13 protein-coding genes are annotated in these 14,770 nt (G+C 47.5%); 2 read left to right on the top strand and 11 right to left on the bottom strand.

The annotated features are described in order from the left end of the window. Together QUA38_RS18225 and QUA38_RS18230 are read right to left on the bottom strand one after the other, a co-directional pair. The coding region (locus QUA38_RS18225) for a Calx-beta domain-containing protein (RefSeq protein ID WP_333164137.1) at positions 1-1,212 on the bottom strand (1,212 nt) is incomplete at its 3' end. A gap of 620 nt (positions 1,213-1,832) precedes the next feature. After that, a complete protein-coding gene (locus tag QUA38_RS18230) occupies positions 1,833-3,941 on the bottom strand; it encodes a GAF domain-containing protein (RefSeq protein WP_333164140.1) in 2,109 nt (702 codons plus the stop codon). A gap of 322 nt (positions 3,942-4,263) precedes the next feature. Here QUA38_RS18230 and QUA38_RS18235 point away from each other — a divergent pair, with 322 nt between their 5' ends. Continuing rightward, positions 4,264-5,175, top strand: coding sequence for a pantothenate kinase (locus QUA38_RS18235; protein ID WP_333164143.1), 912 nt, complete (start codon positions 4,264-4,266; stop codon positions 5,173-5,175). Between the two features lie 53 nt (positions 5,176-5,228). Here the strand turns inward: QUA38_RS18235 and QUA38_RS18240 are convergent, their stop codons facing one another. From QUA38_RS18240 to bcp, 3 genes are all read right to left on the bottom strand, one after another. Continuing rightward, positions 5,229-6,035 carry an alpha/beta hydrolase gene (locus tag QUA38_RS18240; RefSeq protein ID WP_333164146.1) on the bottom strand — a complete coding sequence of 269 codons (807 nt, stop codon included), beginning with the start codon at positions 6,033-6,035 and terminating at the stop codon, positions 5,229-5,231. Between the two features lie 158 nt (positions 6,036-6,193). Next, on the bottom strand, positions 6,194-6,649 hold the full coding sequence (locus QUA38_RS18245; RefSeq protein ID WP_333094826.1) for an NUDIX hydrolase: 456 nt from the start codon (positions 6,647-6,649) through the stop codon (positions 6,194-6,196). Positions 6,650-6,726: 77 nt separating this feature from the next. After that, complete coding sequence (gene bcp, locus QUA38_RS18250) at positions 6,727-7,200, bottom strand: thioredoxin-dependent thiol peroxidase (RefSeq protein ID WP_333164148.1); 474 nt, start codon at positions 7,198-7,200, stop codon at positions 6,727-6,729. Between the two features lie 469 nt (positions 7,201-7,669). Here bcp and QUA38_RS18255 point away from each other — a divergent pair, with 469 nt between their 5' ends. After that, complete coding sequence (locus QUA38_RS18255; protein ID WP_006632360.1) at positions 7,670-7,858, top strand: hypothetical protein; 189 nt, start codon at positions 7,670-7,672, stop codon at positions 7,856-7,858. Between the two features lie 99 nt (positions 7,859-7,957). Here QUA38_RS18255 and argH read toward each other — a convergent pair whose 3' ends face one another. From argH to QUA38_RS18285, 6 genes are all read right to left on the bottom strand, one after another. After that, positions 7,958-9,343, bottom strand: coding sequence for an argininosuccinate lyase (gene argH, locus QUA38_RS18260; protein WP_333164150.1), 1,386 nt, complete (start codon positions 9,341-9,343; stop codon positions 7,958-7,960). A gap of 288 nt (positions 9,344-9,631) precedes the next feature. Beyond that, positions 9,632-9,871 carry a hypothetical protein gene (locus tag QUA38_RS18265; protein WP_333164153.1) on the bottom strand — a complete coding sequence of 80 codons (240 nt, stop codon included), beginning with the start codon at positions 9,869-9,871 and terminating at the stop codon, positions 9,632-9,634. Then, complete coding sequence (locus tag QUA38_RS18270) at positions 9,861-11,348, bottom strand: PP2C family protein-serine/threonine phosphatase (protein WP_333164155.1); 1,488 nt, start codon at positions 11,346-11,348, stop codon at positions 9,861-9,863. The genes QUA38_RS18265 and QUA38_RS18270 overlap by 11 nt, the downstream gene beginning before the upstream one ends. Before the next feature lie 564 nt (positions 11,349-11,912). Next, on the bottom strand, positions 11,913-13,670 hold the full coding sequence (ftsY, locus tag QUA38_RS18275) for a signal recognition particle-docking protein FtsY (RefSeq protein ID WP_333164157.1): 1,758 nt from the start codon (positions 13,668-13,670) through the stop codon (positions 11,913-11,915). A gap of 154 nt (positions 13,671-13,824) precedes the next feature. Beyond that, a complete protein-coding gene (gene nusB, locus QUA38_RS18280; protein WP_333164159.1) occupies positions 13,825-14,457 on the bottom strand; it encodes a transcription antitermination factor NusB in 633 nt (210 codons plus the stop codon). 117 nt (positions 14,458-14,574) lie between these two features. Next, positions 14,575-14,770, bottom strand: a 196-nt coding sequence (locus QUA38_RS18285) for a hypothetical protein (RefSeq protein WP_333164161.1), incomplete at its 5' end; no start/stop codon positions are given.

The following is a 14,770-nucleotide window of genomic DNA, read 5'->3' on the forward strand; positions in this document are numbered from 1 at the left end:
TTCGGCCACCGTGTAATTTGGTTGGGCGAACTGGAAGATACTTGGAGACGTAGGTGTCGGCGTCGGAGTTGGCGTCGTCCCAGTTGGTGGCACATCACTAATCGTCAAAATTGACGGACTACTGCCGACATTGCCACCGAAGAGCACCAAATTCACCGTTTCCGGCGATGATTCCACATTTAAATCAGTCAAAGCCGTCACGGTGAAACTAGCGGTAGTTACCCCCGCAGCAAAATTCAACGCCCCTGTCGCGCTAGTGTAATCCGCTGCTGTGCCTGCTGAACTTGCCGAACCGTCAAGAGTCTGGTAGTTAATCGATGCAGCCTCCGTGCCACCGGTGCGAGTAACGTTAATCGTCGCCACGCCGCCTTCGGCCACCGTGTAATTTGGTTGGGCGAACTGGAAGATACTTGGAGACGTAGGTGTCGGCGTCGGAGTTGGCGTCGGAGTCGGCGTCGGAGTTGGCGTCACATCAATGCCTTGATATTGAATACTCCGCACTAGGTAGTCGGAACTATCGTTTTTGAAGGAGGTAGCGAGGTAGGCAGCGGTGGGGTTCGCGTAGGCTGTGGCGGAGAACCGCAGTTCGTCAAAAGTAACGCCGGTGAGAGAGTCTCCTACTATCTGCAATGTGAAATTGCCATCGGTACGATCGCCAGTGAAAGTCACTCCATCTGAAGACACACCGAGCGGTTTTGGAGTGGCAGGAGCGCTGAGGCGAGTGATCGTAAAATTGCTGGCCGATACCCGCGCCCCATCCTTAAAGAGTTGCAGCGAACCAACTTCATCGCCTTGATCGTCGGCTGTAGTAGAACTTGATTTGGGAAATAATCCACTGAGGTCGATCGTGGCGCTAGTGATATCTTTATTATCTGCCCATTTCACCTTCAGCACCTGAGATAGATTGGTGTTGGGGTCAAAGTTGATTTCCGCCCGACTTTTAGTGGCGTCGGTAAACCAACCACTATAAGAGCCGTAGACACCAATACCACCGGGACTGCCGTAGCTCAACCCGCTTTTAGAGTCGTTCGTTGCTAACGTGAGGTTGCTGATGGGAGCAGGGTTAGTGTAGTTCGTTTCAAAGCCATCAAAAGCTATCCCAGACAGTTGGATGCCTTGATTCTGGGCGGCATTCGGCCATTGTGCAATTAGCTCACTGACACTGCTGTAATTAGTGGTTGTACCCAAAGAACCATTGAATGAAGTAGCCATAGCTTGTCCTTTGATGATGAGTAATTAATGATTAGAAGTGACTGAAAACCAGAGATTGGGCTTTCTTGTAGCGATCGGTCACTGCAAGAAAAATTTCCTCATACGTGCAGGGAAATCAAGTAAAAATGCTTGCCCAATCAGCATCTGAAGGTATTATTGCCCCTGATAAAATGTTGAGTGTAAATAATTACACCTACTTACACCTATTTACATAGGAATGTTTAACTTTCATCATCAATAGGTTTTATCCGGAAAAAGTGCGAGCTTTTTTTCAGCCCTATAAAAAGCGGGTTTTCCACATCTGTAGAGGAGAGCTGAAATCCCACATTCCGGGCCCCCAAGAGGCAGCGTTCACTGCTTCAGCGGACAAAAATGAATCAGCCGAGACAATTATGAGTAAAAATACTCATAATTTTATATGTCTAAGTATAGCCAAGTTGAGAATTCCTGAAAATTGAGGTTCGGGCGTAAGTTAAATCTGATTCCCTTAAAAATGCGATCGCTAAAAAACCAAGTTTATTGGTGATCCTTCATGTGATTGACGATCGCTAAAAGATGTCAAATGGGTTCTATACTACTGCCAGAGTGACAAAATAAGGTTAATCGGACTAAAGCAGGAATTATGCACTTATCCCCCTCCGATTTGTCAGCGGCAACTCTACAATAAACTCAGTTCCTTCGCCAACCTGACTGACGCAACTCAGCTTGCCACCGTGAGCTTGAACAATTACCTGATAGCAGACTGAAAGTCCTAAACCAGTACCTTTACCCACAGGTTTAGTAGTAAAAAATGGGTCAAAAATCTTGTCTTGAATTTCTGTAGGGATGCCAGTGCCCGTGTCACGGACAGAGATTGTTACCCAGTCCGGATCGCTTTGCCAACTGCGGATGGTTAATTCCCCCGGTTTGCTTGTTGACTGGAGCGCATCTAAAGCATTGTCAATCAAATTATAAAATACTTGGTTGATTTGACTGGCATGACATTGGACGGGCGGCAAACTGCCGTATTGCTTGTCTATTTTGATATGGGTTTTTAGCTTATTTTGCAGCATCAAGAAACTGCTTTCTAAACCTTCATTCAAATCTACTGGTTTTAATTCAGCGTGGTCTAAACGAGAAAAACTTCGCAGGGTCATCACGATCGAGCGAATCCTCCCGCTTCCTTCCCGCATTGAATTAAGCAGTTTACCAAAGTCTTCTCGAATGTAATCGAGTTCTAGTTCTTCATTGATTCTGACAATTGCCTCCGCTGCTTCCGGGCAGGCATTCCCGGCCAGTTCTAGAGCTTCGTTTAAGGCTTTAAAATATTCTTGAGCATGAAACAAGTTAGCGTGGATGAAATTGTTGGCGTTGTTAATTTCGTGAGCAATTCCCGCTACCATTTGCCCCAAACCTGACATTTTTTCGCTTTGAATCAATTGCTGCTGCGCCGATCGCAATTCTTCTAACGCAGCCTGCAATTGCTGGGTTTGAGCTTGAGATTTGACCGCAGCTTCTCGGACTTTGCTGTAAAGTTCTGCTTGCTGAATGGCGATCGCCATTTGGTTGGCTATCTGGGATAGCAACTCCATTTCTTGTCGCTCCCAATTGCGGGTATCCCGGCACTCGTGAGCAATAAGCAAACCCCACAGCCTACCGGGAAATTTAGGATTATAGTTTCCGGCTGTTTCGGGGGAACTTTCTTCAGTTCTCGATGTAACAATCGGCACGATCAGATTAGCTTTTACCTGCAAACGGTCTAAGAAATCTACGTGACAAGGCTCTAAACCAGCATTAAAAATATCATTAATGGCTTTGACTCGTCCTTGCTGGTAAAGATCCGCGTAATCTCCCCGGAAACACTTATCCGCCCCCATATCCCCTAAAATTGAAGGCCAAGGGATGACCATATCTTCAACAACAACTTTTCCTTGCCAGTTGTCTTGAAACTGATAGATGATTACTCGATCGCACTGCAACATTTGGCGAACTTCTCTCACCGCTGTTTGTAGGATCGTTTCCAGATCTAGGGTACTGCGAATTTGGTTGCCGATCAGCCGCAGCAGCGATTCTCGTTCGGCTTGGCGCCTGGTTTTGCTATAGAGTTTGGCTTGATTGATCGCGATCGCCAATTGCGATGCTACGCCTTCTAAAAGCTGCCGTTCCCAATCAGTCCATTCCCGTTCGCGATCGCACTGATGCAAGCCAATTATGCCATTCACTTGACCTTGATAGCGAGTAGCTACTGCCAGCATTGACTTAATCTCCAAAGCTTCGGCAATTTTTCGGGTTTGTGGATTCAATCCCGGAAAATCGATAAACTTCGTCACTGCTAGCGACTCTTGCTGAGACACGACGGCCGCCAAATGCGGGTTGTCAGTCATCGGTACTTTCATACCAAGTTGAATCGGATAGTCCCCCGCGTTGTACTCTCCGCGCGTGACTAAAGTTTTTTCTGTATTTGATTCTTTGACTAAAATGCTCACGCGACTGCACTCTAACGCTTGCCCCAGCAATCGGCAGGCCGATGTCAAAATTTCTTCTATGTCAAGTGTACTGCGAATTTCGTTATTAATTTGGTTCAGCAAGTTTGATAACTGAACTTGCTGCTGCATCTGCACGATTAGGGTTTTTTGTTGGTCTACTTCCGGCAGCGAAAGACTTTCTTGCTGCCTCCAGTTTTCAGATTCAGGCAACCGCGAAGTTACTCTCTGCCAGGGGTTTTCGTGTTCTTGTATTTTTAAAGACATATTTACTCAAGAGTTCTACAGTATTTTGATTGAGTCGGGTTTTTTACACCTATGCTTACCCCGCCAACAGCCCCATCGCAGCTACCAGGACTTCTGGAATATCTTAAGACATTATAAAGGATGCAGCCTGAGCAAAGCAATTATTTGCTTTACAAATATTTATATTTAGCAAGTATGCGCTCTGAGGCCCACAATACTAACTGGCGCCCGCCATTGAACTTGGTTAGATGTCAAATAGAGTTAGCTTCCCGCTTAACCGAAGAAAATTCATTTAAAATCTATCTTTAGTTCAATGTTTGCGGTTTGCGCGCGCTCGTTCAACATGGAAAACTCAATTCCCGACAATTTTCGTTCGCCACCAAGAACCGACAACCTTATATCTGGATTAATAGGTAAAGACCAGATTAAAATAGCTTTGGCGATCGGCAATTCCCGGCTGCACTGGGGATTATTTGTGGGCAAAACCCTGGAGGAAACATGGGATACAGAGCATCTCAATGCTGATGCTGTTTCCCTGCTCTCCGAGGAGGAAAAGGCAGAATATTTGGTGCAAATAGTAATGAGGTCGATCGAGGAAGTATCTTCTCAAAATCTCCTTTCTCTTCCTGCTACTCCCGCTTTTTCTAGTCCTCACACACTTTCTTTAGTGCCGCTGCCTCTAATTGTGGCCTCAGTAGTTACCCAGCAAACAGCAATTTGGCAGAGTTATCCTAATGTCCGAATTATTACTTTAGACCAGTTGCCGATCGGGGGACTCTATCCTACCCTGGGAATTGACAGAGCTTTGGCTGTACTGGGCGCTGGCAACCAATTGGGTTGGCCAGTTTTACTTATAGATGCTGGTACAGCTTTAACATTTACTGGGGCTGATGTCAATAGGTATTTAGTTGGGGGCGCAATCTTACCAGGTTTGGGTTTGCAGTTATTGTCGCTAGGTAAAAAAACTGCTGCATTACCTTTGATAAGTTTACCACAAAATCTGCCGCACCGTTGGGCGAAAGACACTGCTGGGGCAATTCAAAGCGGAGTTGTGTATGCGACGGTGGCAGGAGTTAGGGATTTTATTGAAGATTGGCGGTGTTTGTTTCCTGATAGCAAAATAGCGGTCACGGGGGGCGATCGCACTATGCTTTTAAAATACCTCACCGCAGCCTTTCCTGATACAGCAACAGGCTTAATTGACGCAGCAGAGGCTATTTTTTGGGGAATTAGCTTATTAATTGTTGACTGTTAACTGTTGACTGTTGACTGTTACCAATTTCCAATTACAAATTACCAATTCCCAATTCACTTAGTAAATTCCCGAATATACTTAGCAACAACATCCGGGACTTCCTGTGGCAAATTGCTTTCCCCCGGACTGACCAATTGCAGTTCGGCATTAGGAGCCATAGCAGTATAGGATTGACACAGAGAGGAGGCTGCGGGAGTATCTTCAGAACCGTGTAACAGCAAAACAGGCGCTTTCAGCAAAGGCAAATTCTCATCAACTAATTCCGCTGTAATTTCAGCCCGCCGCCGCTGAAACAGCAACTGCACGGCAACTGGGGACTGCATCAACTGCTGCCTGAACTTTAGCAGTCCGTCAATCTTTTTTTGGCTACCCAGCAACTTAGCTATTGGATAGATTGATCGCAGCAACCAAAAAGCGAGGGGTGGTTGGCCGATCAGCCAGCTAGCCGTCTGCCACCGTCCCCGCCGATTGCCAACCTTGACACCTTCTGGGGCCAACAACACCAAACCCTGAACTCGATCGGGATATTTGATAGCGTAGCTGGTAGCCACCCAACCACCCAGAGAGTGAGCGATTAAATAAACCTCTCGCAGCTTCAAAGTATCGAGGTATTGGGCGAGACATTCTACTTCCAGGTCGATCGAATAATGAAGATTCGGGCGTTCCGAGTCTCCAAACCCCAGCAAATCCGGTGCGAAGCAATGGTAGTAGGGGCTCAAATGTTCGATCGTCCTCAGCCACTGACTGCTGTCGTGCCAAGAACCGTGCAAAAATACTAAATTCGGGCCTTGACCGACTTCGTGCCAAAAGATTTGCCCTACAGAGAGTTTGACCCGAGAATTGCGTAGCGGTGAGTACATCCGGTTAAATATTTAGTAATAAAAAGATGATTAATTTAATGTTCAGAGATTGTGAATAAAAGTAGGAAAACAGTGAAAATTAATTCCCCAGTTATAACAGAAAACTTTTGAGGGCGAAGTAATTTCCGACTTTTCTCAAATTTGGATGCCCCGCCGATTTACGCCAAAGTTGTCAGGCCTTGAAAATAGTCCTGTAAGTGCTGGTCGTTATCGTGGCTGAGGGCACCCTCCGGCAGCGATGCGGGCAAGAAAGCCTCAACCTCGCTGACCTCAAGCGTATCCTGAACTTGCATATTGCCCTGCACCTCTGCAGCCACCACGATACAAATCGAGTGCAGGCGAGGGTCTCGATCGGCAGCCGAATAAACACCCACCAAGCGGCGGATTTTGACTAAATCGAGTCCTGTTTCCTCCGCTAATTCCCGGCGCACTGTCGTCGGAATATCCTCTCCCCAGTCCACCATACCTCCCGGCAGTGCCCAGCGACCGTTGTCGCGGCGGCGAATTAACACAATTCGCCCGTCAGGCAATACGGGAATCACCGCAGTACCAGTGACAGGATGTCGAAAAATCAGTCCCAGCACAGTTTGTACAATTTGCCACAATCGACGCATAAACTCAAAAGCTTGTTTAGGAGATAGTAATTTCAGGCCTCCTAGCTTGCAGCTCCGGAGTCTTAATTTTTAATTTTTCATTCACGCCAGAGCTCTGGCAAATCTGCTAGGATCTCCGCCGCGTGAGTTTCTGGTTTGACTTTCCGATAAACCTTTTCAATCCTACCATCTGGGTCGATCGCGAAAGTCGATCGAGTAATTCCCATAAATTCTTTTCCCATAAATTTTTTGAGTCCGTAACAGCCGTAGGCGGTAGCAACTTCGGCGTTTGAGTCGCACAGCAAGGGAAAAGGCAGTTGATATTTAGCTGCAAACTTGGCGTGGGACCCGGCCCCGTCTGTGCTGACACCCAGGACTGAAATATTGCGCGACTCGTACTCTAAGTAAATATCGCGAAAGCCGCAAGCTTCTTTAGTACAGCCTGGGGTATTGTCCCGAGGATAAAAGTAAAGTACAACTCGCCGTCCTCGAAAATCTGCAAGGCTGACGAAATTGCCTTGCGCGTCGGGCAGGCTGAAGACAGGAGCTACGTCACCGGGATTTACAGTCATTTGTCGTATTTTTGTCAATAGTTTATAGAAATCTTCTGGCAGATTGAAAACATTGCGTCCCATCGGGCCCGGATTCCCAGCGACTTTAATCGCTGTGTTCTTTTTTCTGGGTCTTGTACCGGGTGTGCTATGATCGTCATCGGTCTAAAATTGAGTATAACTAGCCAACGTAAAAACTTAACTGGATTAGTTGAGTGCGTAGTCACACCTAACGGTGTTGCGGTTTAGGAAAGCTAAATTTGAAGAAAACCTAACTACATAAAGAGAACTGATCGATTACGGTAGTATGGCATACCGGAATTTACGCTTGGGGAGAAGACACCTATATTTTGGCTGGAGCAATCCTGTCGCCAGTAAGTGACTTCGCTGAACCAAGAATCTCAGTCACCAAGAGTGCACAGAGTGTCAAACTTAAGAATCCCTGGGCGTGAAAGCCCGGGGAATGTCAATGTTTATTAGTGAGGTCAGAATGGCTAAGCGCCGCAATCTCAAGAAAGAGAAGGCACAACGAAATCAAGCATACGCTCGCAAGTTTCGCAAGCGGAGAAATCAAGATATGTTCTCCAACAAGAGAAGACGATTTGACGGCGGCAACGGCGGTGGCATGGGCGCCATGAGTGGCGGCAGAGACAAAGACATGGCTGCTGCTGAAGATTAATTGCTGAGGCTATCTGCCGAACTTAGAACCAGAGTGGAAAACACGATCGTTCTTTCGTAGAGATAGCCAGCCGGAATTTGTCCAATAATTCAACGATGTTTAGGCGAGTCGATCGCGCGCAGCGATAAGTGATTTTCTCACTTGTTCAAACCCGGTACCCCCGTAACTATTGCGAGCCGCCACCACTTGCTGAGGTGCGATCGCGCTGTAAATGTCTGTATCAAAGGCTGGGTGCAAGTCTTTCCACTCCTCAAGTGTCAAATCTTTGAGGAGTTTGCCCCCCGAAAGGCAAGTTTTTACGACTTTGCCGACGAGGTTGTAAGCTTCCCGGAAGGGAACGCCTTTGGCGGCCAAGTAGTCGGCTACGTCGGTAGCGTTAGAAAAGTCTTCCGTAACTGCCGCGGCGAGGCGATCGCCATTAAACTCGATTCCTTCGCGCAACAAAATGGTCATTGCTTCCAAGCAACCCTGTACCGTTCTTACGGTATCAAACAAAGCCTCTTTATCTTCTTGTAAATCTTTGTTGTAGGCCAAAGGAAGTCCCTTCACTACTACCAACAAAGCTTGCAAGTTACCGAACACCCGCCCCGCTTTGCCCCGCACCAACTCCGGCACGTCGGGATTTTTTTTCTGGGGCATGATGCTAGAACCAGTAGCGCAGCTATCTTTGAGCGTAATAAATCCAAATTCGTGAGAAGACCACAAAATCATTTCTTCTGACAAGCGGCTCAGGTGTACCATAATCAAGCTGGCTGCAGCGAGAAATTCGATCGCAAAATCTCGATCGCTCACTCCATCTAAGCTATTAGCATAAACCTTGTCAAACTGCAATAGTTCTGCCGTATAATGTCGGTCAATTGGGAAAGTCGTCCCCGCCAGCGCGCCACAACCCAAAGGCGAAACATTCACCCGCTTGCAGACATCGCCGAGACGTTCCCAATCGCGATCTGTCATTTCAAAATAAGCTAATAGATAATGAGCCAAACTGATCGGCTGAGCGCGCTGCAAATGAGTGTAACCGGGGATTAAAGTTTCCACGTTACGATCGGCAATATCGAGCAAAACCCCTTGAAATTCCCGCAATTGCTCGCGAATTTCGGCGATGCGATCGCGCAAATACAAGCGAGTATCAGTGCCGGCTTGATCGTTGCGCGATCGGGCCGTGTGCAACTTTTTCCCCGCATCCCCCACGATCTCCGTCAGTCGCATCTCTACAGCGAAGTGAACGTCTTCTGCATCAACTCCCGGAACAAAAAGTCCTTGGCGGTATTCGCGGCGGATCTGTTCCAAACCATTAACTAACTGTTCGCCTTCTGCTGCGGAAATAATCCCGGTTTTTGCCAGCATTTTAGCGTGAGCGACAGAACCAGTCAAGTCATACTCAATCAATTCAATATCGAAGCCAATACTAGCATTAAATCGGGCGATCGCCGGGTGCAGCGCCGATTCAAATCTTTGACTCCAAGTTTTTTGTTGTATTGTCATTGCTCAAGCTAAAACTAGATTATATCTCTATTGCAGAAGTCTATAAAAACCGATTTGTAGCAAAGACTTTAGTCTTTCCTCCGGTTTGTAGTCAGCACTTTAGTCTTCCATTTCCTATTCGGCAAGAAAAAACTCAAGTCCTGACTACAAACTTTTTATACATCTTGTGACCCCAAAAAACTGAAGTCTTGACTACAAAGTTGTGAAATTTTTGCTGCATCAGAAAAAAGTTAATTTTGGGCTACAAACCTTTTAAATCCGTTACCGATACCTTCTTCGACAACAACTCTAACGAAAAATCCCTTTAAAGAACCAGCCCACAAAAATACCTATAATAAAAGCTCCTATTTGACCAGTCGAAACAAAATTGTTCCAAGCTTTCTGGAAATTTGTAAAAACTTCGTAACTTTGAGCCAAAACCACCGTCGAACTCAAATGAGATTTCAAAACTAACACGTGAGCCACATCGTTCCAATTAATGGAACTGGTTAATCCAGCAGTAATTTCCGACATTAAATTAATTATCATGGTGATTTTCTCCTGCTAAAGGTGTGACCCTCAGTACAACCAGTGTCATGTCATCTTCGTTACGATTGCCGATGCCAATAAACTGGTGAATACGATCGAACAAATAATCCAAAATTTCTTCAGACTGCTGATAATTTTGACAGGCCCACTGAAAAGCTGAGGTCAAGTTATCCTCATCAAACCGATCGCCCCTTTGATTAGAAGCATCGGTAAATCCGTCTGTGTAATAAATAATAGTATCTCCGGGCTGCAATTGCACTTGAGCTTCTTGGTAATGCGAATCAGCATCCAGCCCAATTAACATTCCCTCCAAAGTATCGAGCTGAAGAATCGTATTAGTTGCAGCTTGCCACAGCAAAGGCGGGTGGTGAGCAGCATTGCTGTAAGACAAAACGCGAGTTTTCGGGTCGTACTCCGAATAAAACAGAGTCACAAAACGGTGGGAATTTTCCAAATCCGCGTGCATAACCCGGTTTAAATGTTGCAAAATTCTCGACGGCGAGTGGCGGTTCAAAACCTCCGCCCGCAGCATACCCCGTGTCATCGTCATCAACAGGCCAGCCGGTACTCCTTTGCCCATCACGTCGCCGATCACAATGCTCCAGCGGCCCTTGTCGATTTTGGACTTGAGATTTTTAATTAGGGATGGGGGGTTTTCCCCCTCATTCTCCTTGCCGATCGGGTCATAGTCAGCGGGAATAAAATCATAATAATCTCCGCCGACTCTGCTAGCAGTTTGGCAGCGGGCGGCCACGTCAACACCGGGAATTTTCGGACAACTGCGGGGTTGCAGTCGCAATTGAATTTCCGCCCCAATTTCTAACTCTCTGTCTAAGCGGTCTTTTTCCGCCAACTTAACAGTAAGTTCGTCTTTGCAAATAGCCACGGCGGTTTGATCCGCCACCAACCGAACTAATTTCTGTCTGCTGGGAGTCCAGAGATATTGCGGATCACTGCTAAAAACATAAAGCCGTCCGCGTTCCAAATTGTTGACTAAAATTGGCGCCCCAAACAAATGAACATCTGGACCCAAATAACGACCGACTTGCAGGTCTAGACTAGAAGTCTGCCCAGAGGTTTCCGAAAACGATCCAGCAGTAGTGCCCGCACCTGCTGTAGCTTGTCTGGTGGCTATTTCCAGCGCTTTTCGCATATCTTGGCACTGCCGTCCTTCCTGACAATGCAACTGCTGGAACCTGACTTGACCGTTGGGTTTGAACAGCACTAAAGCTCCCCCGTCAGCGTCCGTAACGCGAGTCGCCACCAAAGGAACCAACTCCAAAAATTGGTTGAGATTGTTAAAACTTCGCAAGGCAAATCCTAGCGAACCCAACATATCTTGAACGTTGTGCTGATATCGGTGCAAACGCGCCACCAGTTCTTTGAGGGCAAATACTGGCGTCGCGTCGGTGGAATTGCGACCCGGTGGGCGGTCAGCAGGTTGAGGTGAGGGGCGAGGCAAAGGCACAGCAGTCATTTTTAATTTGTGATTGTCGATGTTAGAAGGAGGAATGATTGAGGACTTACGGGCCACTTGAACAGAAACCCGTTTTTTTATCGAGCAAGTAGTTTGGTTCGAGCGAGTAAGTTGGGCACTAGGACATTTGTATCAACTTAAGTCTAAAATTCTTAAGAAATCTCGTTTATAGCTGAGTCTAGATATCCCCTAAATCCACACTGCTTGCTCTACTTGGGTGGGCCCAAGACTGCCGCGGCTCCCCTTAAGAAGAAGGGGGACTTTGACCATCTCCTGTCCCACCCGACTATCGGGGGGCGCCAGGGGGATCGGAAAGAATGTGCTCACAGAGCCGACTGATACTAAATTTGAGCTTAATTTGATACGCTTGCTTTGCCTCGCAGTTTGATCCCAACCCAGTAATAACAGAACGAAGGTATTGTTTCTAGATATTTATTTTTCACTCGATCGCTCGTGGCGATCGGCGCAAGTCCTGCGATGCTAGTTTGAGGTTAATAATTTGAGATTTTGAAGATATGTGTCCGCCTCCAAAAAATGGAAGCGGTTGGCAGATACCTCATCAATCTAAAATCTAAAATCGAGTAGGGCTTCCACAAATTCGTAACTAGAAAACGGACGCAAGTCTTCAATGCTTTCCCCGACTCCAATAAAGCGGATTGGCAGACCAAGCTGCTGCACAACAGCTAGGGCAACACCACCTTTAGCAGAACCGTCGAGTTTTGTCAATACTACTCCGCTTAATTTTGCAGATTCTGCGAACACTTCTGCCTGTCGCAAACCATTTTGACCCAGTGTGGCATCCAAGACCAGTAGAGATTCTACGGTAGCGCCTGGGGCTTTCTTATCTACAATGCGACGGATTTTACTTAATTCGTCCATCAAATTTTTTTTGTTTTGCAGGCGGCCTGCGGTGTCTACGATCAGCAATTCTGTGCCTCGGGCGCTGGCGGCGGCGATCGCATCAAACACGACAGCAGCCGGATCGGTATTTTTCCCTGGGTTGGCAATAATTTCGACGCCGCTGCGGGAACCCCAAACTTTCACCTGTTCGACGGCGGCGGCGCGGAAAGTGTCGGCGGCGGCTATTAGGGTTTTGTAGCCGGATTTTTGGGCAATATGGGCAAGTTTGCCGATCGTCGTAGTTTTGCCCGCACCGTTGACTCCTACGATTAACCAGATGTTAAAAGTGTCTTTTTCCGGAGCAAATGTCAGGCTGTAGGCGGGATTACCGGCGGCGGTTTCGGCACAGGGAGCGTCCAGAATATCGCGCAGGATGCTTTTGAGGTAGGCTAAAGCCTGTTCTGGCGGCAGCACTTCTTGTGTGAGTCTTTCTTGGAGGCGAGTGATAATGATGTCGGTGGCTGCGACTCCGACATCGGCTTGTAGCAGCAAAGTCTCAATTTCCGCTACCGCGTCTTGATTGAGCGGGCCTTGACCGACGATCGCCTTTAGTCGATTAATTAAGCTGCGGCGAGTTCTTTCTAAGCCTTTCCGCAGTTTTTGCAGCCAAGTGATTTCTTCGACGGATACTTGGTCTGGCCGGCGGCCTTGACTGGCTAAGATTTCTGAGGACCACAGGAAGCCTTCGTCAAAGGCGAAACCGGGAATTTCTTCGATAATTGCCGCTCTCTCGGCGGCGGCTGCAATTACTTCTGGTTCTTCAAGGGCTGTTTCTTTGAGGCGTTCGATGCGCTCCATGCGATCGGCCTGAGCTCTGGCCCAAAACGGCAGGGCTTCCGCTGCTTCGCCGTCGGATGCGAGTGATTCGGTTGCTACAACCTCCGTTGCAGGTTCGGCAATTTCTATATTTTCTGCTGTAACTTCTAATTGTTGAGCTATAGGTGCAATGTCGATCGCCCCGGCTGTTGGTTGCAGAGTTTCTGCAATTTCTGCTGGCTTGGCTGCATCAAGTTCCGAAACCTCGGTTGCTTCAACTGTTGCTGGTGCTGCAACTTCCGGAACTTCTGCAACAGTTGGTGCTGTGGGTGCTGGTTCAAGTTCGATCGGCTCCGTTGCTTCAAGTGCCGCGGGTTCTGCAACTTCTGCAACTGTCGCGATTTCTGCTTCGGCTGCTGGAACATCGGGCGCTGCTGTCTCGGAAACTTCTGTTTCGGGTTTTTGCTGTTTTTGAATATTTTTGTAAGCAGCTTTTGCCCAATTGAGATAATCTTCGGCTACAGCAGGAGATCCTTGCTCTGTTGCATCTGTTTGAGGCTCAACCGGTGCGGATTTTGCCGACTCATCTTGCGGCTGTTCAGGGCTTGCCTCTGTTTCTGAAGATTTGCTTTCGCTGTACTGGCGACGAAACCAATTAAATACCATAGGAAATTGGGAATATAGTTATTAGTCCTTAGTTTAGAGCGGATTGCCAATAGCGGATTGCGGATTGCTAATGACACTGGGTAAGGTTCGCGTCCCGGCGTACACCCTCTGGGTAAGATGCCCACCACACACCCGGAGGACTACTGACTAAGGACTAGGGACTAACAACTTCTGCATTGATTTTATCGACTACTCGGCGGAGGACTCCGTTGATGAAGCGATGTCCTTCGTCGCCGCTGTAGCGTTTTGCCAGTTGGACGGCTTCGTTGACGCTGACTTGTTCGGGTAAGCCGAGATATAGCATTTCAGCGATCGCGATTCTCATGATATCTCGATCGATCCGGGCCAACCGTTCTATTTGCCAGTCTACAAGGGCTTCCGAGAGCAATTCATCAATTTGAACACGGTTGGCGCTGACTTTCGTCAGGATTTGCAAAGCATAGGTGCGGACATCTTGCTGGTTGGCTAGCTGGATCAGTTCTGGAAACTCCATTGCTGAACCGAGACGGTTGATGGCGGTTTGGGTGAGTTCGACTGCTTCCCGCACCATTGCTCTAGCACTTTGTATATCGGCGGCACGGATTTCACTGGCAAGCAGTTTGTCGCTACTCCGCTGCACTTCAGATGCTGCTGCTTCTAGGGATTCTTGAACTTCTGTTGTCAGGGTACGGATGGCGGCGAGGAGAACATCTTGCAGTTTCTTGGCTTCTAAGAGTTCTGGATTCGTCGGCAGTTGGCTGATGCCGAGGAGTGCGAGTTCGCGTGCTGTTTCGCGGGCTTTTTTCATAGTTTTTAGATAGGAATGGGGACTTTAGGAATTTGGGAATTTTTGAGATTGCTAGGCGCTGGTTCAGAGCATAGACTTGGACTTTAGCAGAAAAACTCTCAAAAAACCCGCCCTGAGTCACGATTGTTTCTGGGCAGGCTTTGGACAGATATTATCTGTTATTCGGAAAGTAAAGTTGAGAGTTTCAAACCCGCTAACAATGGGGAGCATCTGAGATATTGCACCATTGTCAATAAGCTTTTTATGAACCGGCTTTCGGGCCTGTTCCACAAAGAGTGAATTTTCTTGTGGAACAGGCCGGAAAGCCTGTTCA

This window comes from Microcoleus sp. Pol12B4 (assembly GCF_036701385.1).
In the GTDB taxonomy this organism is placed as follows: Bacteria; Cyanobacteriota; Cyanobacteriia; order Cyanobacteriales; family Microcoleaceae; genus Microcoleus.